Source organism: Aeromonas sp. QDB31 (assembly GCF_027707605.1).
In the GTDB taxonomy this organism is placed as follows: Bacteria; Pseudomonadota; Gammaproteobacteria; order Enterobacterales; family Aeromonadaceae; genus Aeromonas; species Aeromonas media.
This window is the reverse complement of the sequence record NZ_JAPCIX010000002.1, coordinates 104958-129342: the sequence shown is the minus strand read 5'-3', so window position 1 is coordinate 129342 and position 24385 is coordinate 104958. Positions and strand designations below refer to the sequence as shown.

Annotated in this window: 20 protein-coding genes; 14 read left to right on the top strand and 6 right to left on the bottom strand. The window is 64.6% G+C overall.

Annotation, left to right across the window (positions count from 1 at the left end; all coding sequences use genetic code 11):
• Positions 1-20 precede the first annotated feature (20 nt).
• The 11 genes from nrfB to PG898_RS02565 all read left to right on the top strand — a co-directional run bounded on the left by nrfB (position 21) and on the right by PG898_RS02565 (position 11393).
• A complete protein-coding gene (gene nrfB, locus PG898_RS02615) occupies positions 21-659 on the top strand; it encodes a cytochrome c nitrite reductase pentaheme subunit (RefSeq protein ID WP_270823474.1) in 639 nt (212 codons plus the stop codon).
• Positions 656-1336, top strand: coding sequence for a cytochrome c nitrite reductase Fe-S protein (gene nrfC, locus PG898_RS02610; RefSeq protein WP_270823473.1), 681 nt, complete (start codon positions 656-658; stop codon positions 1334-1336). Before nrfB ends, nrfC begins: the two co-directional genes overlap by 4 nt.
• A gap of 90 nt (positions 1337-1426) precedes the next feature.
• Positions 1427-2380, top strand: coding sequence for a cytochrome c nitrite reductase subunit NrfD (gene nrfD, locus PG898_RS02605; protein WP_270823564.1), 954 nt, complete (start codon positions 1427-1429; stop codon positions 2378-2380).
• Between the two features lie 174 nt (positions 2381-2554).
• Positions 2555-4516 (top strand): heme lyase NrfEFG subunit NrfE, encoded by a 1962-nt coding sequence (nrfE, locus tag PG898_RS02600; protein ID WP_270823472.1) that lies wholly within the window; start codon positions 2555-2557, stop codon positions 4514-4516.
• Positions 4513-5100: a DsbE family thiol:disulfide interchange protein gene (locus PG898_RS02595; RefSeq protein WP_270823470.1), complete on the top strand. Its 588-nt coding sequence runs from the start codon at positions 4513-4515 to the stop codon at positions 5098-5100. The genes nrfE and PG898_RS02595 overlap by 4 nt, the downstream gene beginning before the upstream one ends.
• Positions 5097-6287, top strand: a complete 1191-nt coding sequence (nrfF, locus tag PG898_RS02590; RefSeq protein WP_270823469.1) for a heme lyase NrfEFG subunit NrfF — start codon at positions 5097-5099, stop codon at positions 6285-6287. The genes PG898_RS02595 and nrfF overlap by 4 nt, the downstream gene beginning before the upstream one ends.
• 137 nt (positions 6288-6424) lie before the next feature.
• Entirely contained in the window at positions 6425-6877 is a 453-nt protein-coding gene (locus tag PG898_RS02585) for an NUDIX hydrolase (protein WP_042649768.1), read from the top strand.
• 353 nt (positions 6878-7230) lie between these two features.
• A complete protein-coding gene (locus PG898_RS02580; protein WP_042649767.1) occupies positions 7231-8151 on the top strand; it encodes a serine hydrolase in 921 nt (306 codons plus the stop codon).
• Positions 8152-8322: 171 nt separating this feature from the next.
• Entirely contained in the window at positions 8323-8466 is a 144-nt protein-coding gene (locus PG898_RS02575; protein ID WP_081934443.1) for a DUF2256 domain-containing protein, read from the top strand.
• A complete protein-coding gene (locus tag PG898_RS02570; RefSeq protein WP_270823468.1) occupies positions 8466-9986 on the top strand; it encodes a cryptochrome/photolyase family protein in 1521 nt (506 codons plus the stop codon). The genes PG898_RS02575 and PG898_RS02570 overlap by 1 nt, the downstream gene beginning before the upstream one ends.
• Positions 9987-10139: 153 nt before the next feature.
• Positions 10140-11393 (top strand): D-amino acid dehydrogenase, encoded by a 1254-nt coding sequence (locus PG898_RS02565; RefSeq protein ID WP_270823467.1) that lies wholly within the window; start codon positions 10140-10142, stop codon positions 11391-11393.
• A 71-nt stretch (positions 11394-11464) separates the two neighbouring features.
• Here PG898_RS02565 and PG898_RS02560 read toward each other — a convergent pair whose 3' ends face one another.
• Positions 11465-12139: a TetR/AcrR family transcriptional regulator gene (locus tag PG898_RS02560; RefSeq protein WP_270823466.1), complete on the bottom strand. Its 675-nt coding sequence runs from the start codon at positions 12137-12139 to the stop codon at positions 11465-11467.
• Between the two features lie 167 nt (positions 12140-12306).
• Between PG898_RS02560 and PG898_RS02555 the strand changes: the two genes are divergently transcribed.
• The gene (locus PG898_RS02555; protein WP_270823464.1) at positions 12307-14238 is read left to right on the top strand and encodes an amidohydrolase; all 1932 of its coding nucleotides are present in this window, start codon (positions 12307-12309) and stop codon (positions 14236-14238) included.
• Between the two features lie 30 nt (positions 14239-14268).
• On the opposite strand, the gene PG898_RS02550 is transcribed toward PG898_RS02555, so the two are convergent.
• Both PG898_RS02550 and metE read right to left on the bottom strand, forming a co-directional pair.
• On the bottom strand, positions 14269-15405 hold the full coding sequence (locus tag PG898_RS02550) for an HPP family protein (protein ID WP_043129811.1): 1137 nt from the start codon (positions 15403-15405) through the stop codon (positions 14269-14271).
• 369 nt (positions 15406-15774) lie between these two features.
• Positions 15775-18039, bottom strand: a complete 2265-nt coding sequence (gene metE, locus PG898_RS02545; RefSeq protein ID WP_270823462.1) for a 5-methyltetrahydropteroyltriglutamate--homocysteine S-methyltransferase — start codon at positions 18037-18039, stop codon at positions 15775-15777.
• 161 nt (positions 18040-18200) lie between these two features.
• Here metE and PG898_RS02540 point away from each other — a divergent pair, with 161 nt between their 5' ends.
• Positions 18201-19136: a LysR substrate-binding domain-containing protein gene (locus PG898_RS02540; RefSeq protein WP_226172632.1), complete on the top strand. Its 936-nt coding sequence runs from the start codon at positions 18201-18203 to the stop codon at positions 19134-19136.
• Positions 19137-19188: 52 nt separating this feature from the next.
• Here the strand turns inward: PG898_RS02540 and PG898_RS02535 are convergent, their stop codons facing one another.
• From PG898_RS02535 to PG898_RS02525, 3 genes are all read right to left on the bottom strand, one after another.
• Entirely contained in the window at positions 19189-19980 is a 792-nt protein-coding gene (locus PG898_RS02535) for a siderophore ferric iron reductase (protein ID WP_270823563.1), read from the bottom strand.
• A gap of 92 nt (positions 19981-20072) precedes the next feature.
• Positions 20073-22217: a TonB-dependent siderophore receptor gene (locus PG898_RS02530; RefSeq protein WP_270823461.1), complete on the bottom strand. Its 2145-nt coding sequence runs from the start codon at positions 22215-22217 to the stop codon at positions 20073-20075.
• Positions 22218-22485: 268 nt separating this feature from the next.
• Positions 22486-23397 (bottom strand): AraC family transcriptional regulator, encoded by a 912-nt coding sequence (locus PG898_RS02525; protein ID WP_270823460.1) that lies wholly within the window; start codon positions 23395-23397, stop codon positions 22486-22488.
• A gap of 241 nt (positions 23398-23638) precedes the next feature.
• Here PG898_RS02525 and PG898_RS02520 point away from each other — a divergent pair, with 241 nt between their 5' ends.
• Complete coding sequence (locus tag PG898_RS02520; RefSeq protein WP_270823459.1) at positions 23639-24379, top strand: SDR family oxidoreductase; 741 nt, start codon at positions 23639-23641, stop codon at positions 24377-24379.
• The last annotated feature ends 6 nt before the right edge of the window (positions 24380-24385 follow it).

Sequence of the window (24385 nt, the reverse complement as noted above, 5' to 3'; positions counted from 1 at the left end):
CAATCGGATGGAGGCTTCCTATGGGTGATTTAACGATGGATTTCTTACGACTGATGCTGATGGCGGCCATGCTGCTGACCAGCCTGCAGGGCCAGGCCGCCGATGCGGCGAATGCCCCTGCGGCCCTCCCTGCCACACACGAGGTGGAATTTTTGCGCAGCCCCGACAAGGCCTGCACCGACTGTCACAAGGAGCAGACCGAGGGGATGCACGGCAAGCACGGCCAGGCGACCAACCCCAACAACCTGGCGCCGGTCACCTGCACCAACTGCCACGGTCAGCCCTCCTCCCAGCACCGGGAAGGGGTCAAGGACGTGATGCGCTTTAGCGACAGCTTCAATGACAAGCAAAGCGCCCTGGCAGACAAGCAAAGCGGCTTGGCAGAGAAGCAGAGCACCGAGAGCTACCCCATCACCGAGCAGAACGGGGTCTGCATGAGCTGCCACGAGCCCAAACCGCTGCGCGAGGCGCTCTGGGCCCACGACGTGCACGCCACCAAGCTCACCTGTACCAGCTGCCACCAGTTGCACCCGGTCAAGGAACCCATGGCGGAAATCCCGGAAAAGTCCCGCATCAAGCTCTGCGTCGACTGCCACAGCAAGCAGCATCAAGCCAAGGTGGCCGGCCTGCCGAACAATGCGGGCAAGGAGGCACCATGAGCTGTTCTCGTCGTGACTTCATGGCGGGGATGAGCGCGGGAGCCCTCATCATGATGACGGGCCCGGTGCGCGCCGGCACGGCCATCCTCGCCCACAGCCAGACCATCAACGGGGTTCGCTATGGCATGCTCCATGACGAGACGGCCTGCATCGGCTGCACCGCCTGCATGGATGCCTGCCGGGAGGTGAACAAGGTGCCGGAAGGAGTCTCGCGCCTCGAGATCATCCGCACGGGCCCCATCGGAGAATTTCCCGACGCCGACTATCACTTCTTTCGCAAGTCCTGCCAGCACTGCGACAACGCTCCCTGCGTGCACGTCTGCCCGACCGGTGCCTCCCATATCCGCAAGGAGGATGGCATCGTCGACGTGGACCCGGATCTCTGCGTCGGCTGCATGTACTGTCTCGCCGCCTGCCCCTATCAGGTGCGCTTTATCAACCCTGTGACCAAGGTTGCCGATAAGTGCGACTTTTGCCGCAAGACCAACCTGGCGGCAGGCAAGGAGCCGGCATGCGTGGAATCCTGCCCCACCAAGGCGCTGGTGTTCGGCAATCTGGATGATCCGGGCAGCCCCATCGCCAAACTGCTGGTGAAGGAGACCACCTATCGCTACAAGCAGGCACTCGGCACCTCGCCCAAGATGTACCGCGTGCCCAAAGGGGAGATAAAGTCATGACGATGCAAGAGGCGTTTCACTTCCCTTCCCTTGTCTGGGGATTTGTCCGATCGCCATCTACCACGGCAATAGCCAATGGAGGGAATGACCATGTGGTATGACGCATTTCACTTCCCTTCACTCGTCTGGGACTGGCCGATCGCCATCTATCTCTTTCTGCTCGGCATCTCCGCCGGGGCCACCAGCCTCTCGGTGCTGCTGCGCCGCAAGGGGGCCGGCAGCGAGAGCGGCATCATCAAGGCGACCGCCATCCTGGCGCCGGTGAGCGTGGTGCTGGGGTTACTGATCCTCATCTTCCATCTGGCCCGCCCCTGGACCTTCTGGAAGCTGATGTTCCACTACCAGTTCGACTCCGTGATGTCGATGGGGGTCATGCTGTTCCAGGTCTACATGGCGGTGCTGTTCGCCTGGCTGGCGGTGGTGTTTCGGGCCGAGATCGAGACCTTGCGCAGTCACCTGCTGCAAGAGAAGTTCGCCTTTGTGGATGATCTCATCGCTTGGATTGCCCGCATCGAGCGGCTGCTGGCGCCGCTCTTGCTGCTGCTTGCCGTGCTCTTGGGGGCCTACACCGGCTTTCTGCTGTCGGCGCTCAAGACCTATCCGCTGTTGAACAACCCGGTGCTGCCGGTGCTGTTCCTCATCTCCGGCGTCAGCTCCGGCATCGCTTCCACCATCTTGCTGGCGGTCACCCTGTTCAAGGAGAACCATCACAGCCAGGGGGTGAGCTTCGTCCATCGCTTCGAGCGACCGGTGCTCGCGGTGGAGGTGCTGCTGCTGGTCTGCTTCTTTACCGGCCTCTACTTCGGTGGCGGCCAGAAGGAGGCCGCCATGTGGGCCGCCATCGGCAGCGGCTTCTGGGCTCAGGTGTTCTGGCTCGGGGTGGTGGGCATCGGCATGCTGCTGCCCCAGTTGCTGGCCCTGCTGGCTCCCGCGCCGCTGCGGGCCAAAAACGGCTATCTGGTGCTGGTCTGCAGCCTGACCCTGGTGGGGATCCTGCTGCTCCGCTACTTCGTGCTCTATGCCGGCCAGATGACGGTAGTTTAAAGGTATGATCACCAGCGCCAGCCACCCTCGGGTGACTGGCGCTGGTTTGTTGCTGGCCCAATGAATTTCTGGTGATGCCACACCCGTTGCTTGGCAATGCTCTCCACCAAAGGGAGGAGATGCGGCGTGTGTGTCATGACATGAATGACATCCAAAGATTGAACCGGAGGTTGTGTGCTGGCGGAGCTCGGCTATCTCTCACTGTTGCTGGCGACCGGGCTCGCCCTGCTGCAAGGCACCCTGCCCTGGCTGGGGCTGCGGCTCGCCTCACGCCCGCTGCTCGGCTGCGCAACACCGCTGGCCCTCCTGATCGCGCTCCTGCTCGGGGCCGCCCTGCTGCTGCTCGCCAGCTGTTTTGGCCAGGATGACTTCACCCTGGTCTATGTGGCCCAGCACGCCAACAGCGCCCTGCCGCTGGGCTTCAAGCTGGCGGCCGTGTGGGGCGGCCACGAGGGCTCCATGCTCTTCTTCGTCTTTGCGCTGGGGCTGTGGGGCGCGCTGGTGGCCCTTTGCTCCAGGCGGGTCGATCCGCTGATCCGCACCCGGGTATTGGCCATCATGGGGCTGATCGTCGGGTTGTTCGGCCTCTATACCCTGATCTTCTCCAGCCCGTTTGACCGCCAGTTCCCGGGGCCGCTGGAGGGGCGCGATCTCAATCCCATGCTGCAGGATATCGGCCTCATCATTCACCCGCCCCTGCTCTATCTCGGTTACGTCGGCTTTGCGGTCAACTTCGCCTTCGCCATGGCGGCGCTGCACTCGGGTCGGCTCGATGGCGCCGTGGCCCACTGGAGCCGCCCCTGGGCGCTCGGCTCCTGGGTGTTTCTCACCGCCGGCATCGTGCTGGGTTCCTGGTGGGCCTATTACGAACTCGGCTGGGGCGGCTGGTGGTTCTGGGATCCGGTGGAAAATGCCTCCCTCTTACCCTGGCTGCTCGGCACCGCCCTGCTGCACGCCCTGGTGGTGTGCGAGAAGCGCGGCGCTTACGGCCACGCCGTGCTGCTCCTCTCCATCTTCACCTTTTCGCTGAGCCTGCTCGGCACCTTCGTGGTGCGCTCGGGGGTGCTTACCTCGGTGCACGCCTTTGCGGTGGACCCCAGCCGCGGCCTCACTCTCTTGTTGCTGCTCGGCTTGCTATTGACCTGCGCCCTCACCCTGTTTGCCCTGCGGGCGGACATTCGCGCCCCCTATGCCCGCTTTGGCTTGCTGTCAAAAGAGGGACTGCTCGGCGCCGCCATCCTGCTGCTTTGCGTGGCCTGCGCCAGCGTGCTGCTCGGCACCTTCTACCCCATGGTGTTCCAGTCGCTTCATCTGGGCTCGCTCTCGGTGGGCGCACCCTATTTCAATACCATCTTCGTGCCGCTGGCCCTCTGCCTGATGGCGCTGATGACCCAGCTGCCGCGCCTGCGCTGGCAGCATCTGGCAGCCCAGCGCCGCATCAAGGTGCTGCTCCCATGCCTGTTCGGCCTGCTGGGGGGCGCCTTGCTGAGCCTCGCCTATCCCGAGCCGCTGCGGGCAAGCTGGTTCGGGCTTGCGGCCAACGTGCTCAGCCTCTGGCTCATGGCCAGCCTGCTGCTCCCGCTCTTGCAACCGACGTCGCAGCGTGAGCTCACCCTCAATCGACTCGGCAGCCTGCTGGCCCACCTCGGGGTGGCGGTGTGCGCCCTCGGCATTGCGCAGGTGAGTCATCACAGTCAGGAGGGGGGCGCGGTACTCGCCGCAGGCCAGCCCTATCGGCTCGGCGCCTTCGAGTTTCGCTATGAGGGGAGCGAGCCGATCATCGGCCCCAACTACACCGCCGAGCGCATCACTCTCAGCGTGCATAAGGACGGTAAAGAGGTGGCGCGGCTGACGCCGGAGCGGCGTCACTACAGCGTGCGCACCATGAACATGAACGAGCCCGGCATCGGGTGGGGAATGCTCGGCGATCTCTACGTGGTGCTCGGCGAGAAGATGGGGCCCGGCGCCTATGCCATGCGGCTGCACTACAAGCCGCTGGTGCGCTGGATCTGGCTCGGCGGCCTGTTGATGATGGCGGGCGGCGCCCTGCGCCTGCTCGCCCGCCGACCGCTGCTGGCTAACCATCCTGCGCCAGCGCCCACCCCCTACCCTCGGCTTGAACAGGAGTCCTTATGAACGCCCGTCTGCGCCTGTTCGTGCCGCTCGTGCTCACCCTGGGACTCGGTGCCCTGCTCTGGCTCGGCCTTGGCAACAACCCCTACAGCCAGGATGAGGCCGTCGCCGGGCGCACCCTGCCTGCCTGGCAGAATGACAATCTGTTTGGTGGCGCCCCCATCCACACCGCGGCGCTCAAGGGGGAGCCCTTCGTGCTCAACGTCTGGGCCAGCTGGTGCCCCAACTGCCGCGCCGAGCATCCGCTGCTGGGTGAGCTGGCCAGCGCCGTGCCCCTCTATGGCCTCAACTACCGGGACAAGGGGGACGCCGCCCGCGCCTGGCTCACCGAGGCGGGCAACCCCTATCGCGCCGTGCTGGCCGACCCCGACGGCCGACTCGCACTGGAGCTCGGCGTCTACGGCACGCCGGAGACCTATCTTTTTGCCAGCAACGGCACCCTGCTGACCCGCCATACCGGCCTGCTCACCCGGGAAGTCTGGCAACGCCAGTTTGCCCCCCTGCTTGCAAAGGCCCGCAGCAACACCGCTAGCCAGCCCGAAGTGGAGAGAGAAGTGGAGAGACAAGTGCAGGAGAGCAAGCCATGAGCCGTCTCGGCCACGCCCTGATCGCGCCGCTATTGCTGGCATTGAGCCTCGGGGTCCTTGCCAGCGGGGTCGATACCTATCAGTTTCGCCACCCCGAGCGGCAAAATCGGGCGCAAGAGCTGGCCCGCGCCCTGCGCTGCCCCCAGTGCCAGAACCAGAACCTGGTGGAGTCCAACTCCCCCATCGCGCGGGATCTGCGGCTCGAGGTCTACCGCTGGGTGGACGAGGGGCAGTCTGATGAGCAGGTGATTGCCCGCATGACGGAGCGCTTCGGCGATTTCGTGCGCTACGATCCCCCCTTCAAGAGCAGCACGGCGCTGCTGTGGGGCGGCCCCGCCCTCTTGCTGCTGCTGGCGCTCAATCGCCTGCGCAGGAGCCTGCATCGCCGGCAACCGGCGCGGGTGCCGCTTGTCGGCGACAGAGCCGAGGGGGCGATCGCCCACGACCCCAGGGCCGAGCTGAATCGGCTGATCATGGCCGAGCAGCAAGCGGGGCTTGCCCCTCACAGCCGCCTCTACCGGGAGCTGGAGCTGGCCCGCCTCGCCAACGCCACCCCACCTGCCGAACAGGCCCTGCGCGATCGGCTGGCCAAGGACCGCACCGCCCGTCCGCTGCTTAGGCTGCGCTCTTGGATACTGCTTGGGGCCTTGCTGCTGGCGCTGATTGCCGGTATTTATGCCGGCACCGGCCGCTATCAGGCATGGCAGGCTTATCAGTCGCGCCCCGATCCGCTGGCGGGATTGAGCCCGCGGGATCTGCAAGACAAGGAGTTGGGCGCCCTGCACCAGCGCCTGCAAGCCAACCCCGCCGATCTCGACGGCTGGGCGGCGCTCGGCCAGCTCTATCTCTATCGGGACGAGTACGACAACGCCCTGCTCGCCTACCAGCGCCTCGCCCTGCAAGAAGGGGGCGCCAGCGCGGCGACCCAGGCCGCCCAGGCCACCGTGCTCTACTATCAGGCAGGCCAGCAGCTCACCCCGGAGGCGCAGCGCCTGCTGGGTAGCGCACTCAAGCAGGACAAGGGTGAGGTGAGCGCCCTGATGCTGCTCGCCTCCGATCACTTCCTGCACGGCCGCTACTCCCAGGCCATCGCCCTCTGGCAGCAGTTGCTCGACAGCGAGCGCCCCCGCATCAACCGGGCCGCGCTGATCGAGGCGATCCAGACAGCCCGCATGATGGGGGGCTGACTACACACATGATGGGGGCTGAATGCCCCTGTCACGTTTGGCCCGCACAAGCGCCGATGGCAGGGAAATCACTTGCCAGCCTCCCGTCGGCGGCCGAACAATAGGCGTCTATTGAACCTTTTTTTGGAGCCTCCCCCATGATCCCCATTCGCTGTAAAGCCGTCTCCGGTGTCGCCCTCTCAACGATTGATGGCGAAACAAAGCTGCTGGTGATGAAACGGGTCAAGGGCGGTTTCTGGTGCCATGTGGCGGGCACGGTTGAGGCGGGGGAAACCGGCTGGCAGACCATTATTCGCGAGTTTGGCGAAGAGACGGGTATATCGGTTTGCGAGTTATACACAGCCCATTATCTGGAACAATTTTACGAAAGCGCTTCAAATACGGTGGAGGTAGTGCCGGTATTTGTGGTCTATTGCCCGCCCAATCAAACGGTCACCCTCAATGATGAGCACACCGAGTATCGCTGGTGTTCGCTCACCGAGGCCAAGGCGCTGGTGAGCTTTCCCGGGCAGCAGGCGCTCTATGACCATGTCTGGCACCATTTTGTGGCGCGCCGCCCCTCGCCGCTGATGAGGGTGGCACTGCGCTGATCCGGGTCGGCTGACACCTCCCTCGAAGCCCCTGACGGCGCCCATCTTCACCGACACAAAGAGGATTAATGGTGCGTTCGACCCGATGCCGCACCGGAAGGCACAAAAAGAGTAGCAATGATGGGTCAGAAAGGGCATATAGTGCGCCCCATGACGGGCTGAACCCGGCCAATGTGCGCGCCAGGTGTGGTTCATTATGAATCCCGTGAAAGGGCGCCATAGCCGTGAATTCGGCTATTTCAAGGTGCGCCAACCCATAAAATTGAAATATCGGGCCCACGGACGTTGTGAAGCGTCAATTACCGTCATATAACTTAGCCAAATGTCCCTGTCTGTCGTAGTAGAGCCAAACCATGAACCTTCGTCCTTTTCTTCCCCTGCTGCTCGGCGCCTTCCTCCTTCCCGCCAGCATGGAAAGCGCCCATGCCAACCCGTTTTCTGCGACCTCTTCCTCCACCAACAGCCTGCTCGAACCTCGCACCAATCTCGCCCTGAGATCCGATGCCTTCGTGGTCGCCAATCCACGAACCGGCGAGATCCTGGCTGAACGCAACGCCAACCGGGTGATGTCCATCGCCTCCATCACCAAGCTGATGACGGCGCTGGTGGTGCTGGACGGCAACCAGCGCCTCAACGAGACCCTCACCGTCACCATGGACGATGTGGACAGGCTCAAGGGCACCGGCTCCCGCCTGGCCGTCGGTTCGCGCCTGAGTCGGGCCGACATGCTGCACATCGCCCTGATGTCGTCGGAAAACCGCGCCGCCTCGGCATTGGGACGGCACTACCCGGGGGGCCGCAAGGCCTTTATCGAGGCGATGAATGCCAAGGCCCGCATGCTCGGCATGTGGAGTACCCATTTCGCCGATAGCACCGGGCTCAACCCGCGCAACGTCTCCACCGCCCACGACCTCGCCAAACTGGCCGCCGCAGCGTCCACCTACCCGCTGATCCGCCAATACACCTCCTCCGAACAGCGCCTGGTACGCAACGGCAAGCGCCAGCTGCACTATCTCAACTCCAACCGCCTGGTCCGGGAAGGCGAATGGCCTATCCTGGTCTCCAAGACCGGCTACATCCGCGAGGCAGGTCGCTGCCTGGTCATGGGAACCCGGGTCAACAATGAGCCCGTGGTCATGGTGCTGCTCCACGCCAACACCACCAATGAGCGGGTGGCCGATGCCAGAAAGATCAAGAGCTGGCTGGAAACCTCGGGCCGCATGACCCTGACCGCCCAGTCCACGCCCCCCGCCAAGTTGTTCAGCAACCAGTGATCATACGGGCAAGCAACGAGGCCCCCGCACCGACAGGTGCGGGGGCCTTCTCATTGCGCCTCTCCCTTGACGCAACCCGGAACGCCCCCTTTCCCATCGCACTGTGATCCCATCCTGACTGCGCTTCGTTATGCAGGCAGAGATCGGCCAACCCAGTGAACGAGGCGGAACATGCACCGCAAACCCCATCTACCCGAGAAAGTCTGCCCCGTCTGCCTGCGCCCGTTCGCCTGGCGGCGCAAGTGGGCGCGCTGCTGGCACGAGGTGCGCTATTGCAGCGAGCGTTGCCGCCGTCATCAGGGAGAGTCGGTCTGATGGAGCTGCGGCTCATCCTCGGCGATCAGCTGAACGCCGGCCACAGCTGGTTTCGCACCCCGGATCCGGCTGTCTGCTACCTGCTGGCAGAGCTGCGCCAGGAGACGGACTACTGCCGCCACCATCGCCAGAAGGTGCTCGCCTTCTTTGCCGCCATGCGCGCCTTCGCCGCCGCCCTCACCCAGGCGGGCCACCGGGTCTGCTACCTGACCCTCGACGAGAGCGCCCCCTGGCCCGACCTGCCCAGCTTGCTGACGGCCCAGCTCGAAGCGCATCAGGCCGAGCGCTTTGCCTGGCAGAGCCCGGACGAGTGGCGCCTCGCCCATCAACTTGCGCAGTGGGCGGCGGACCTTGCCATCCCGGCCCAAGAGGTGGAGAGCGAGCATTTTCTGACCCCCAGGGATGGCTGGCGCCGCTACCCCCACAGCCGGATGGAGTTCTTCTACCGCGCCCTGAGAAAACAATACGGGGTGCTGCTGGATGAAGGCGGCCAACCCCTTGGCGGGCGCTGGAACTTCGATGCCGAGAACCGCGCCAGACTGCCGGACAACCAGCCCATCCCGGCGCCCCTCACCTTTGCCAACGAGGTGAGCGAGATCGACGCCATGCTGACTCGCCACGGGGTCAGCACCATTGGCCATGCCGATGCCAGCGCCCTGCCCTGGCCGGTCACCCGGCGCCAGAGCCGCGCACTGCTCGAGTATTTTCTGGTGCACTGCCTGCCCCACTTCGGCCGCTATCAAGATGCCCTGAGTGAGCGGGGCTGGAGCCTGTTTCACAGCCGCTTGTCATTTTCGCTCAACAGCAAGATGCTCCACCCCCTCGAGGTGATCCGCGCCGCCGAGTCCCGTTGGCGGGCCAACCAGGCCACCATTTCGCTCTCTCAGGTGGAGGGCTTCATTCGCCAGATCCTCGGCTGGCGCGAGTTTGTCCGCGCCCTCTACTGGGAGCAGATGCCCGCCTATGGCCGCGTCAATTTCCTGGGTGCCGACCGCCCCCTGCCCGGCTTCTTCTGGAGCGGTGAAACCAGAATGGCGTGCATGCGCCACGCCATTCGCCAGTCCCTCGAGCACGGCTACGCCCACCACATCCAGCGGCTGATGGTGACCGGTAACTTTGCCCTGCTGGCGGGGATAGATCCGGACGAGGTGGACGCCTGGTATCTCGGCATCTACGTGGATGCCATCGAGTGGGTGGAGCTGCCCAACACCCGCGGCATGAGCCAGTTCGCCGACGGCGGCCTGATGGGCAGCAAGCCCTACGCCAGCAGCGGTGCCTATCTGGCGCGCATGGGCCACTACTGCAAGGGGTGTCATTATGAGGTGAAGGCACGCAGCGGTCCGGACAGCTGCCCGTTCAACAGCCTCTACTGGCACTTTTTATGGCGCCATCGGGACAAGCTGGGAGCCAATCCCCGCCTCGCCCTCCCCTACGCCAACTGGGACGACCAACCCGAGGCGCAGCGGCAGGCCATGCTGGCGACGGCGGAGCACCATCTGCTCCACCTGGAGCGCCTCTGAGGTGGCAGGATTTCATGCCAACACTAGAGAAAATCACAACATTGAGAGCCAGTTAACAAAATGTAAACAGCGATAACCACCAATGACATCGACACCAGTTGAATATCCTGTGGCGGCTGATTAAGGTGAAGGCCCCAGTCAAGGAGAGACAAGATGGACATAGTGGTACTCGGTGGTGGCGTGGTCGGTGTGACCAGCGCTTGGTATCTGGCCAAGGCCGGTCACAAGGTGACCCTGCTGGAGCGACGTGACGGGGTGGCGCTTGAAACCAGCCATGCCAATGCGGGTCAGATCTCCCCGGGTTATGCTTCCCCCTGGGCTGCCCCAGGCATTCCCCTCAAGGCCGCCAAGTGGCTGCTGCAAAAGCACGCTCCCTTCACGGTCCGCCCCACCGCGGATCCCTTCCAGCTGAGCTGGATGCTGAAGATGTTCGCCAACTGCACCCCGGCGGCCTATGCGGTCAACAAGGGGCGCATGGTGCGGCTGGCCGAATACAGCCGCGACTGCATGAAGGTGCTCAGGGACGAGCTGGCCCTGGACTACGAGGGGCGCCAGCTCGGCACCCTGCAGCTGTTCCGAAGCCAGGCTCAGCGGGACGCCAGCCAGCGCGATATCGAGGTGCTGGAAGAGTACGGCGTCCCCTACCAGTCCCTGGATGCAGGCGGCTGTGAAGAGGTGGAGCCCGCCCTGGCCCGGGTACGCGGCAAGGTGGTGGGGGGCCTGCGCCTGCCGGGGGACGAGACGGGGGACTGCTTCCGCTTCACCCAGGCCCTGGCCGCCGAGGCACAGAAACTCGGGGTGACCGTCGTCTTCAACTGCCCCATCGACGAAATCGAGCTCGCCAAAGGGCGCGCCGTGGCGGTGCGCGCGGGCGAGCAGCGCTTCCAGGCCGACGCCATCGTCTGTGCGCTGGGGAGCTATGGCACCGGCTTCCTGAAGCCCTTGGGAATAGCGCTCCCCGTCTACCCGGTCAAGGGCTACTCCCTCACCCTGCCGATGACGGACGCCGATGGTGCTCCTCGCAGCACTGTGCTGGATGAAACCTACAAGGTCGCCATCACCCGTTTCGATGAGCGGATCCGGGTCGGCGGCATGGCCGAGCTGTCTGGCTTCAATCTGGCGCTCAACCCCAAACGTCACGACACCCTGGCCATGGTGGTGAGGGATCTCTTCCCCGAGGGGGGCGATCTTTCCCGCGCCGAGTTCTGGACCGGGCTGCGCCCCATGACGCCGGATGGCACCCCCCTGGTGGGCCCCAGCCCCATCCCGGGTCTGTGGCTCAACACCGGCCACGGCACCCTGGGCTGGACCATGGCCGCGGGGTCGGGCCAGCTGCTCAGCGATCTCATCTCGGGCAGCGCCCCCGCCATCAGCGACGAGGGGCTGACCCTGGCGCGTTACGGCTAGCCCGAATGGCGCAGCACCCAATGTAAGAGAGGGAGTGCCAGGCACTCCCTCTCTCGTTTCTCCAAGCCTTGTCAGGCCGCGGGCACCAACCCGGGCAGGGCATGCCAGACCCGGGCGGGATCCGCCTCCTCGATGGCCGCCATCATCAGTTGCTCGCTCCAGCGCCGGTGCAGTTGCCACAGCGCACTCCCCGCCTCCCCCTGCCCCTTGGTGCACTGCTTGGCCACGTCTGCGGTGCGGTAGAAGTAGCGTACCAGGGTGGTGAGATCGGGCTCGGGCCAGCGACAGCCAAAGTGGCGCAGCCGCTCGGACCAGAAGGCTATCTGGCGTCCCTCGTGCTCCTGCTCGACCCCGTGCAGGGCGGGGATCAGATCCATCGCCTGCCACAGCGCCCCATAGCCGACGAAGCGATCGTCCAGCGCCTCCAGTGCCTCATCCAGCAGCAGGAGCGTCTGCGGCCAGCTGTCGGCCTGCTCGCGGATGGCCTCCTGCGCCTCGCACACCGCCGCCAGCCACGCCATGGCCAGCTGGCAGATGATCGCCTCCTTGTTGGGGTAGAGGTGATAGAGGGACTTGATGCCCACCCCGGCGCGGGCGGCGATGGCATTGGTGTTGAGGGCCGCAAACCCCTGTTCCCGCAACAGGGCCAGGGTGGCCTGCTCGATGCGGCTCACCACCTCCTGACTGCGCTGCTGCCTGGGTTGACGCCGCATGCAGAGTCCATCCGGCAAACAATGTTCCGCCATCCCGTTTCTCCCGCCATGGTGACTGTTTTTCATAACTACATGATGAGACAAGATAAACACAAGTCAAAAAAAGTGCAGCAATAACTGGCATTTTTCAGAATAGCTGCAATAACCATAGGTGCTCATATCTGCAGTAAAAACTGCAATTAACCCAAGGAGAGCGCGCTATGGATAGCAAACATCCCCGTCTCAGGCTGGGCGCCATCGCCCTGCTGGTGACTGGCCTGCTCGGCTGCCAGCAGGACAGCAGTGAAGCACCACAGGACAATACCCTCTATCTCAACGGCAAGATCCACACCCAGGATGGGACACGCAGCCAGGCCGAGGCCATGGTGGTGCAAGGCGGCAAGTTCACCTACGTGGGCACCCGCGAGGGGGCCGAGGCCCTGAAGAACGGGGCGACCCGGGTGGTGGATCTGCAAGGCAGGATGGTGCTGCCTGGGCTGCACGACAACCACATCCACCTGCTCGGCACAGTGGCGCTGGACATGTGCGATCTGGACGGCCAGAGCGTCAACCTGGATCAACTCGCGGCCAAGGTCAGGGAGTGCCTGCCCCGCTACGCCCCGGCGTCCGGGGACTGGCTGGTGGTCAACCAATGGTCGCCCTATGACGGCAACACCCCGACCGCCACCCATGCCACCCTGCTGGCGGCCCTGGATGCGGCGGCGCCGAACAACCCCGTGATGCTGGCCGGGGTCGACGGCCATGCCGGCGGCTACAACTCCCAGGCACTGGCGCAGGCACAGGACAAAGACGGCAATGTGGTCGGTTTCAATGCCACCACCCTGGCCCCTGGCGGCGTGTTCGAGGCCTTCATCCCCTATGTGGATCTGGCGAGCGGCGTGATCCGGGACGCGGCACGCAGCGCCATTGCGGTCCCCGACACCGGTGTGCTGAGCGCGGAGGGCGAGCAGGCGGCGGCCCAGTATGACAAGATACTCCCCGCCATCTCGGCGCTGATGGCGTCCCGCGGCATCACGGGCGTGCAGGATGCCTGCGCCAACGACTTCATCCGACAGCGCCTGCTCAACATGCAGGACCAGGATCTGCTGCACATGCGCGTCACCGCCGCCACCTGCTTCCACCAGGATGACTACAGCGGCAAGCTGGACATCGCCGGCCACCTGGCCAAGGCGAGCCAGGTGCGCGACGCCTTCGCAGGCAACCCCCTCATCAAGGCCGATACGGTGAAGATCTTCCTCGACGGTGTGCTGGAGGGAGATCCCTTCACCAGCCCTCCCTTCCTGCCCAATGCCGGCATGCTGGAGAATTACCAGAACCCGCATCTGGCCCTGGATCCTGCCAGCGGCGAGGTGAGCATCACAGCGGACAGCGAGGATGCGGGCAGCAACGGCATCGTCAACTACAAGGAGGCGGATCTGGCGCGCTACGTCACGGCGCTGGATGGGGCCGGGTTTGGCATTCACATGCACAGCATCGGCGATCGCAGCACGCGAGTGGCCCTCGATGCCCTGGAGGCGGCCCGAGCCAGCAACGGGGAGAGCCACATCCCCCACACCCTAGCCCATCTGCAGGTGGTGCACCCGGACGATCAGAAACGCCTCGGCGAGCTTGGCCTCTACCTCACCTTTACCTATGCCTGGACCACGCCCCAGCTCGCCTATGACATGCTGGTCAGCCCCTTCATCCAGCCAACCAGGGTTGGACAGTCCCTGAGCGAAGCCATCTACGATCCCATGGGCTATCTCCATGATGCGCTCTACCCGGTAGAGCATTCACGCCAGGCCGGCGCCGTGCTGGTGGCGGGCAGCGACGCCCCGGTAGACAGCCGGGATCCGCGCCCGTTCGAGAACATGGCCGCCGGCATCATGAAGGCGGCCGGCAGCGGCGACGACTTCCGCGCCAGTCAGCGCACCTCGCTGGCCGAGATGCTGGCCGCCTACACCATCAACGGCGCCAGGGCGGTACGCCAGGAGGCGATCACCGGCTCCATCGAGGCGGGCAAGTCGGCGGACTTCATCGTGCTGGACCGGGATCTGTTCGCCCTGGTCAAGGCCGGCACGCCGGAGCAGATCGCACAGACCCGGGTCGAGCAGACGGTCTTCATGGGGGAGACCGTCTACCGCAAACCCTGAACGACACGGGCCCCGCGAGGGGCCCGTTTCTTATGGCTCATTCTTATGGCTCACAGGGGGCACCTCGTCCTCCGTCAGCCCGGGTTTCAGGGCCAGGGTGAAGAGCGCCGCCACCATGTCGGACTGGGTGATGATACCCACCAGCTGATCCCCTTCCACCACCGGCATGTGGTGAAGGCCGCCGTCTGAGAAGGCTTCCACCAGATCGTAGAGGGGCTGGTAGCGCCGCGCCTTGTGTACCTCCCGGGTCATCAGATCCGCCACTGTCAGTTGCTCGAGCTCCGCTCGAGCCCTGGGCTGGCGGCCCACCCGGTCGATCATCAGATCATGCAGTGTGATGATGCCGACCAGCTTGTCTCCCTCGTCCACCACCGGCAGCGCCTTGATCTGGTGGTGGGAGAGCAGGTGCCAGGCCTCCATGGCGAGCGCTTGCGGCGCCGTGACGACGAGATCCCGCGACATCACCTCCTGGCAGCGCACCGTGCCCACTCGCCCCCGCAGGGCGTGCAACTGGGCCTCCTGCAGCAGCTCCTGCAGATCCTGGCGGCTGATGTCCAGCAGCTCCTCATGCTTTTCCAGGGCAAAGTCGATGTCCTGGGTGGCCAGCCGGGCACTCGGCTGGGGATCTGCCGTTTGGTGGCGATTGGGCGCCACCTTGCCGCCATGGGGATAACGGCGCCCCAAGGCGCGGTTGTATAGCAACCCCAGAGTCAGCAACAGCAGGGAGTTGAGCAGCACCGGCAGCAACACATAACCCACCCCCAGCGCCCGGATCCCCTCACCGCCGATGACGGCGGTCAGGGCCACGGCGCCGCCGGGGGGATGCAGACTGCGGGTGAGGAACATGGCGGCGATGGCCAGCATCACCGCCAGGGCCGAGGCGAGCGCCATGTCCGGCACCAGGCTGGCACTGACCACCCCCATCAGGGCCGATACCCCGTTGCCCACCAAGATGGACCAGGGTTGAGCCAGAGGGCTCGCCGGGGCGGCAAACAGCAGCACGGCGGAGGCCCCCATGGGGGCGATCAACCAGTGCACCTCGAGTCCCAGCCCCCACTGGCACAGCAAGGCGGTGCCCAGCAATCCGACGAAGGCGCCAAGGGCGCCGTAACAACTCTCTTTGAGGCTGGTATTGGTAGATACCGGTAAAAAATCCCTGAACTGCATCCTGCTCCCGCCGACGATAACATTTATTTCAAATGCGTGATTCTAGCCAATTCTCACCCCCCAGCACCAGCACCAGCACAGGCATCATTGCGGCCTCAGGATCCCGGCGCCCCGGACGCGGTACACCTCAATCCGGTGATCGGGGGTCGCAATACCATTTCCCTCGACCGGCGCTGGCTGGCCGAGGCGCTCGCGCGGTAGGCGTCATCGCAGGCGCGTCACCGGCCGCAAAGCCCGGCACCATACTTGCCAACCGGCACTCCCCTGCCGCTCCCCCTGAGGTCCCCAAGGCCGTCATGCAAAAAGGAGGGAAGGCTTGCGCCGTCCCTCTCTCGTTATGCCCGTACTCTCTTGTTGTTTGCTGGGGGATCAGGCCAGCTCGGCCCGCAGCGCCCGAGTCGCATCGACCATCACCTTGAGGGCAGCCGTGGTCTCTTCCCAGCCGCGGGTCTTGAGGCCGCAGTCCGGGTTGACCCACAGCCGCTCGGCCGGGATCTGCTTGGCCGCCTTGCGAATGAGATCCTCAATCCAGCCCTGGCTCGGTACGTTCGGCGAGTGGATGTCATACACGCCCGGACCGATCTCGTTGGGGTAGTTGAAGCGCTCGAACGCTTCGAGCAACTGCATCTGGCTACGGCTCGTCTCTATGGTGATCACGTCCGCATCCAGCGCCGCCACCGCCTCTATGATGAGATTGAAATCGCTATAACACATGTGGGTGTGGATCTGGGTGCTGTCCACCACAGGGCTTGCGCTCAGGCGGAAGGCGCGCACCGCCCAGTCCAGATACGCCTGGTGATCCTGCTTGCGCAGGGGCAGCCCTTCACGGATCGCCGGCTCGTCGATCTGGATGATCTTGATGCCGGCGGCTTCCAGATCCGCCACCTCGTCACGAATGGCGAGACCAATCTGCAGAGCGGACTGCTCCCGGCTCACGTCTTCACGCGGGAAAGACCAGCAGAGGATGGTCACCGGGCCGGTCAGCATGCCCTTGACCGGCTTGTCGGTCAGGCTCTGGGCAAACTGGGTCCACTCGAGCGTCATCGGGGTGGGTCTGTCGATATCCCGGGTGATCACCGGCGGCTTGACGCAGCGGGAGCCATAGCTCTGTACCCAGCCGAAGCGGGTGATGGCAAAGCCATCCAGCAGCTCACCGAAATACTCCACCATGTCGTTGCGCTCGGCTTCGCCGTGCACCAGCACGTCCAGCCCTATGGCTTCCTGGCGCTCAATTGCGTCCTTGATCTGGGCCTGGATGCCCGCCTCGTAAGCTGCGTCGTCGATGCGACCGGCACGCCACTCCTGGCGCAGCAACCGGATGTCGGAGGTCTGCGGGAAGGAGCCTATGGTGGTGGTGGGCAGCAGCGGCAGCTTGAGATCGGTGCGCTGCGCGTCGGCACGCACCGGGTAGGCGCTCTGGCGATCGAAGTCGCTGTTGGTGAGGCTGGCGAGCCGCGACTGCACCGCCTTCTTGTGAACCCGGCTGTCGGACGCCCGATCGACGATAGGCTGACTGTATGCAGTGATCTTGTCGAGCTCGCCCCCATCCAGGTAGTCCGCCAGCAGCCCCAGCTCGTAGCACTTTTGCAGGGCGAAGGCGAACCAGCTGCGGGTCTGGGGATCCAGCTCGTGCTCCAGGGTCAAATCCACCGGGCTGTGCAGCAATGAGCAGGAGGAGGCCACCCAGAGGCGCTCGCCGAGCTTCTCCTTCAGCGCTTTCAGAGTCGGTGCCAGCTTGCCCAGGTTGGCACGCCAGACGTTGCGGCCGTTGATGACCCCCGCCGAGAGCACCCACTGGGCCGGCAAATGAGGAACGAGCGTCTCGAGCTGCTCGGGGGCGGCCACCAGATCCAGGTGCAGGCCATCCACCTTGAGGCTGGTGATGATGTCGCGCTGATGGGCGACAGAGCCGAAATAGGTGGTGAGCAACAGCTTGCAAGGGCCGGCCAGGCGCTCATAGGCGTTGAGGTAGGCCAGACGCCACTCGTCCGGCAGGTCCAGCGTCAGGGCCGGCTCGTCAATCTGCACCCACTCAACTCCCTGGGCCGAGAGCCTCCCCAGGATCTCCTGGTAGACGATGAGCAGGCGATCGAGCAATTCCAGACGAGAGAAGCAGCTCTCTTTCTCCTTGCCGAGCCAGAGGTAGGAGACAGGGCCCAGCAGCACCGCCTTGACCGGCAGCCCCAGCGCCTTGGCCTCTTCCACCTCTTCAAACAGCTGGCTCCAGCCCAGCTTGAAGCGCTGGTCGCGGCTGAACTCGGGCACCAGGTAGTGATAGTTGGTGTTGAACCACTTGGTCATCTCGGCGGCGGCGGCAGCCGGGCCGGTCGGCGCACGGCCACGGGCCACCCGGAACAGGGTGTCGAGATCGGTGTCGCCATGGCGGTGGCGGGCAGGCACGGCGTCCACCAGCAGGCTGGTGCCGAGCACCTGATCGTACCAGGCGAAGTCGCCCACCGGCAGCAGGTTGACTCCGGCGGTGCGCTGAGCCTGCCAGTGGCGCTCACGCAGGCTCTTGCCCACGGCGACCAGCTCGGCCTGGGTGGTCTCGCCGCGCCAGTAGGATTCGAGGGCAAATTTCAGCTCGCGCTTGGCGCCGATACGGGGGAAGCCCAGGGTGTGTGCTCGTGTCATAGGTCCAATTCCTTATGCTCATTCATCTGATGGGACACTGGATGATTTAGCCATCCAGATGTTTACACATCTAGAGTGACGAGATAAGGTGGCCTTGGCTATTGAATCCTCTTCAACTGGCTCTCAAGAAATCCTCAACTGACGCACAAAGGAGCAGTGCCATGGGTGTGCCCAACCAGTCGACCAGCCATCAGAACACCAACACGGGCATCGATCTCAAGCACCTGAAGACCATCAGTGCCCTGGCCGAGCAGGGCTCCCTGGCGGGGGCGGCGCTCTGCCTCAACCTCACCCAGTCCGCCCTCTCCCACCAGTTGAAAGAGCTGGAGACCCGCCTCAACCTGGAGCTCTATCTGCGCAAGAGCCGCCCCCTAGTATTGACGGCGGCCGGCCAGCATCTGCTGGCCCTGGCCCGTCAGGTGCTGCCCGCCCTGGCCCAGACCGAGCGCCAGCTGCTGGCCCTGCACAGCGGGGATGCGGGCAGGCTGCACCTGGCGCTGGATTGCCACAGCTGCATCCAGTGGCTGCTGCCGCTGTTGCCGGGCTTTCGCCGCCAGTGGCCCGGGGTGGCCCTTGAGGTGGAGTCCGTGCCCGGCTTCGATGCCATCAGCGCCCTGCTCGGCGGCCAGCTCGACCTGCTGCTCACCTCGGACGTGCAGGCGCGCGGGGATCTCCACTTCGAGCCCCTGTTCGCCTTCGATCTCACCCTGGTGATGGCACCGGATCACCCCCTCTGTCACCAGGCCCGGATAGCCCCTGACGATCTCAAACAGGAGGTGCTGCTGGTCTACCCGGTGGAGCGGGCACGCATGGACGTATTCAGCCGCTTCCTGCAACCCGCCGGGGTGGAGCCCGCCCGCTGCAAGCCAGTGGACAACACCTCCGTCATGCTGCAGATGGCCGCCGCCGGACTCGGGGTCGCCGCCCTGCCGCGCTGGGCCAGCGAAGAGTTCGTGCGCCAGGGCTTGCTCGAGGCACGCCCTCTGGGCACCGGGATCCGCCGCCATATGTATGGCGCCGTGCGTGCCGCCGACAAGGATCAAGCCTGTCTGCAGAGCCTGTTCGAGCGCATTCGCACCCAGATGGCCGAGCAATGACAGGGCATGAAAAAGCCGCCCCAGGGGGCGGCCTTGCCAACTATTCAACCGTTTATTGCTGTGCTTGCGTCGTCCCATCACCACAGCGGGCTTGAGGATCCTGCTGCCTTGGGCAGTTGTCGCACAGGCTGCCGTCGCTGCGCTTGTGGTGCAGGCAGCAGCGCTGGCGCACATAGCCGGGAGCGGCGCTCGTCTCACCCGCCGGCTCCACCGCCAGGCGCCAGCCCGCCAGATGCTCGGCGGGCAAGCCGCAGGCGGCCAACCAGAGCGGAGCATGGGCCGCCACCTGCTCGCGGCTCACCTCGTCGAAGAAATCCGGCACCCGCACCAGGGCCGCCAGCAGATCGTCAGCCAGGAGCGGGCGCACGAAGCCGGGCCTCAGCCGCTGCCCGCTGGCCATCGCCTCGAACAATCCCTGCCAATGGCGGCGCAAGCGCCGTCCTGCCGCCTCGATCAGTACCTCCCGCTCGCCCCTGATCATGGGCAGGGCCGGCAGGCTGAAACCGGACACCAGTCCGGCACCATAGCCCAGCCCCATGCGATCCAAGGCAGGCACGGCCCCGACGCGATAGACGGCCACCATGGCGAGATAGATGGACTGCCAGCAGAGCATGCCCCAACTGCGGGTCAGCCAATAGGCGGGGCCCGCCTCCGGATGTGCCAGCCGCCAGTGCTCGTGCAGCGCCAACGTCACAGCCCCGGGGGCCATGTCGGCATCAGCCATTGCCAGCAGCGGCATATCCCCAGCCGTCAGCCGCCCCTTGAGGGAGGGAATGAGCTGCTCGGCGGCGGCGAACAGGGCATCGTGGTCCGCCTGGTGGCGGGCCTGCCGGTGGTTGAGCAGACTGCCAAACCCAGACGAGGTGCTGCCAGAGGGGCCGCCACGCGCCGGTATCCCGTGATGAGAGGGCCCCGGCGCAGGTCCGGGGCGCAAGGTCAGAATACGTATTTGAGTCGAGCCTCCACATTGCGCTCAGCCCCGAACCAGCAGTTGTTCTGGTCGTAGCAGGAGTAGTAGGTCTTGTTAAGCAGGTTGCTGGCGCTAAGCGATACCCCCACCCCCTTCATGCTCGCGCTGAGGGCTGCGAGATCATAGGAGGCGGACATGTCCATCAGCAGATAATCCGGCACAGTATCGGTGTTGGCGGCATCGAGCTGGGCCTCCCCCACGTAGCGCAGGCCGGCACCTACCCGCATTCCCTCCAGGCTGCCGCCCGGCAGGTAGTTGCTCCACAAGGAGGCCATCTGCCTGGGTACCCAGACCGGGGTCTTGCCCTGCAGATCCGTGGTGTCCTTGGTGATCTCCATGTCCTGGCGGGTATAGCTCAACGCCAGATCCAGCCGGCTGGTGAGATCGGCGCGCCCTTCCAGCTCTATCCCCCTGGAGACGATTTCGCCGGTCTGTAGCTTGGGCCCGTAGACGTTGTCCGGATCCGTCACCAGGGCGTTCTCCTTGGTGATATGGAACGCCGAGATCGTGGCCGTCTTGCTCATGTCCTCGGAGAGGAACTTGAGCCCCCCCTCCCACTGGTGGCCGGTAGCGGGATCGAACGCCTTGCCGCTCTTGTCCGCCCCCGGTACTGGCTCGAAGCTCTCGGCATAGCTCACATAGGGTGACAAGCCATAATCCAGCTCATAGAGGGCGCCGAGGCGGAAGGAGAGGTTGTCCTGATCGATCTGGGCCAGAGACTGGCTGGCGGCTCCCAGGTAGAGGCCGCGGCTGTCGGTGTCCATCCGGTAGCTGTCGTAGCGGGCGCCACCGATGGCCACCAGCCGGTCGAGGCGCACCTGATCCTGCAGATAGACGCCGGTCTGGGACTGGCGAATGGTCTTGCGATCCTCATAGGAGAAGGTCAGGGCATCCGGCCGGATCTGGTTGTGGTCCGGGTTGAAGATGTCGATGGCGGGCGCAGAGTAGTCGAGCGTGTCCCGGTAGAGGATGCGCGCGTCCAGATATTGGTAGTCGACCCCGAGCAGCAGGTTGTGCTGGGCACCGCCGGTCTGCACCTTGCCTGCCAGCTGGTTGTCGATGACAAAGCCTTTCGACGCTTCATCGGTGAGATAGGCGTTGCGGGCCAGGGTGCGGTTGTCCGCCGCCAGGGCCGCGTTGTAGGTGTTGCGCTGATAGGCGGAGGCATCCATGTAGCGAGCATTTTGCAGCACCTGCCAGTTGGCGTTGAAGTCGTGGCTCAGCTTGTAGCCGAGCAGGGTCACATCCCGGTTGTACTCATTCCAGTTCTCGTCGCCGAGGAAGGTATCGCTGCCAAGCTGCCCCAGGGGGTTGCTCTTGACCGAGCCGCTGGCGGGGACGGTGGTGTAGATGCCGGCTTGCGGATCCTTCTGGTAGTAGAGGTTGAGGTTCAGCAGGGTGCGATCACTCAGCTGCCAGTCGAGGGAGGGCGCGAATACGTAGCGCTCCTCTTCGGAGGTCACCGCCTGCCCCTCCTTCTGACGGGCCAGCCCCACCACCCGGTAGGCGAGCCGGTCGTTGATGGCGCCTGTGCTGTCGAGGGTCATCTCCTTGAGGGTGCCCGTCCCCGTCGCCACGCTGACGCTGTGCTTGCTCTCCCGCTGGGGCCGCTTGGCAATGAGGTTGACCATACCGCCGGGGGGCATGCTGCCGTAGAGCACCGAGGTCGGCCCCTTGAACACCTCCAGCTGTTCGATGGCCACCGGATCTATCTGGGGTTGCAGGTTCCACTCGTTGTATTGCAGCAACAGGCCGTCATAGAAGTTCTGGTAGTTGTCAAAGCCGCGGATGTTGAACAGATCCAGCCGATTGACCGCCCCGCCCCGCAGCTCGGTGTTAACCCCGGGCACGTAACGCAGCGCCTCGCTCACCGAACTGACGCCGCGCTGTTCTAGGGTCTCGCTGTCCACCACCGAAATCGCCTGGGGCGTCTCTATGGGGTCAAGCTGGGTCTTGGTCGCCGTATTGCGATAGGTCTGACCAAGCACGGTCAGGGTCTCGTCGGCAAGCGCCGCGTCCTGGCTGCCGGGAGTGGCGGCCAGCACAGAGCCTGCCAACAGGGTAGAGATGGTCGCGGCGACCACGGTCAATGGGGGGTGAACAAGTTGCATCTGATCCTCGACTGCCTACTGCATGTGAATAGTAACAAATATCATTTGCATTTTATTGTGCTAATTTGCCCCTGAATTAACAATTTGGGGCATCTTGGCGGGCAGAGAGGCGAAAAACAGGCGAGATTAGCCTCAGTCGACGACGCCTTATGTCGATGAGAAAAGACCATGAATTCAAATGACTATCTTTGGCAGGCGCACAGAGGGTCGGCCATCAGCCGCAAGCGGCCTCGCCAGGGATAGGGGACTTGAGTGAAGACGTGCACGCTCAACCCGGGCAGGGAACGATGGGCAGCCAGTACTCCATGGAGGCATCCGCCCTCCGACCGTCAAAACCCGGGGCATAGCGTTCCAGTTCGAAGCCATCCAGCCCGCGATAGCTGGAGGCTGGCAGCCAGTGCTGGATGAACCAGTTGAGACTCGGCCCCAGTTGCTCGATGGGGCCCTGGTGGCTCAGCACCGCATACTCCTGGGACGGAACCCGAAGGCACGCCAACCCGGGCCGGGGTTCAGCCCCCTCCTCTGCCGCCATCCCGGCCCAGTAAGGCAGCCGCTCCCCCGCCCCCGAGACGTCCACCACGCCAAGCAGTTCGCTGGTCAATGGCAGCCCCCCCGCCTCGCGCCAGGCACGCCAGATGGCAGGCACCGTCTGCTGAAAGTCCGGGTCTTCGGCAAAGAGGCCCCGGATCTCCCCCCTGACGCCGTGCAGGGTGAATCCCGGCCGGCTCTCCACCCGCACCTGCACCAGCCTGGGGGGACTGGTCAGCGGCATGGGGACCCGTACCAGGGGGGTACGCAGCCCCAGCCGCAGGCCGCGTTTGCGATAGGCCAGGGGCGAGCAGCCAAAGTGCTGTTTGAAGGCCCGGCTGAAGCTCACCTCGGAGCCAAAACCATGGTTCAGCGCCAGATCCAGCACCCGCTGCCGGCCAGAAAGCAGCGCCTCCGCCGCCAGGCTCAGCTTCAGCTCGCGCACATAGTGGGCCACTGTCTGGCCGGTTTCGTGCAAGAAAACCCGCTGCAACTGCCAGCGCGACCAGCAGCTCTGCTCGGCCAGCTGCTCCAGCGACAGGGGCTGATCCAGGTGGGCGTGAATGTAGTCGAGCACCCGCTCGATGCGGGTGAAATGGGGACGCGTCCGTGGCGCCGGGTCGGAAGGTGCGAAAGATGTGGTGATTGTCATGCCGGGTGCTGGTCTCTGCCTGCAGAGGATCAGCCTCTGTTCAGGAGTGCACATTAAACATGGCCGCCGTGCCGGGAGCAAGGGGGCTGGCGGTGCCATCTTCCCCTTCTGGTGGGGTCTGCCCTCCCTCTTGTCACAAAAGTGACGCCTTCCTCTGTCAGATTGTTTGAAAACAGATTTATCAGTTGTCTGGCATCGATCATCTGGCTCTCATTCGAGCCAAATTGCAGGGAGTGCAACCATGAAGAAGATTGCCTTGATCACCGGAGCTCGGGGCGGCATCGGATCCGCCATCACCACCGCCTTGCTGGCCCAGGAGTATCGCATCATCGCCACCCACTCCAGCGTCAATGCCGCCGCTGCACGGGAGTGGTACCAGGAGCAGGGGTATCAGCCGGATCGGGTGCGGCTGCTGGCGCTGGATGTGGCCGACACCGCCATGTGCCGCGAGACCCTGGGCCGCCTGCTGCAGGAGGAGGGCCGGGTGGACGTGCTGGTCAACAACGCCGGCATCACCCGGGATGGGGCCTTCAAGCGGATGGTGCCGGATCAGTGGTTCGAGGTGATCCACACCAATCTGTGCAGCCTCTACAACGTGACCCAGCCGCTGTTCGACGCCATGTGCGAGCAGCGCGATGCCCGCATCATCAACATCTCCTCGGTCAACGGCCAGAAGGGGCAGTTCGGTCAGGTCAACTACTCGGCGGCCAAGGCAGGCATGCTGGGCTTCACCAAGGCGCTGGCGGCGGAAGGCGCCCGCTTCGGGGTCACGGTCAACGCCATCGCCCCCGGCTACACCGCCACCCCCATGGTGGAGGCGATCCGCAGCGACATCCTAGACAGCATCAAGGCCGACATTCCCATGCGCCGCCTCGCCAAACCGGAGGAGATTGCCGCCGCCGTGGCCTTCCTCGCCAGCGAAGCAGGCGCCTATATCACGGGGGAAACCCTAGCCATCAACGGCGGCCTCTACATGAAGTAACGCGGG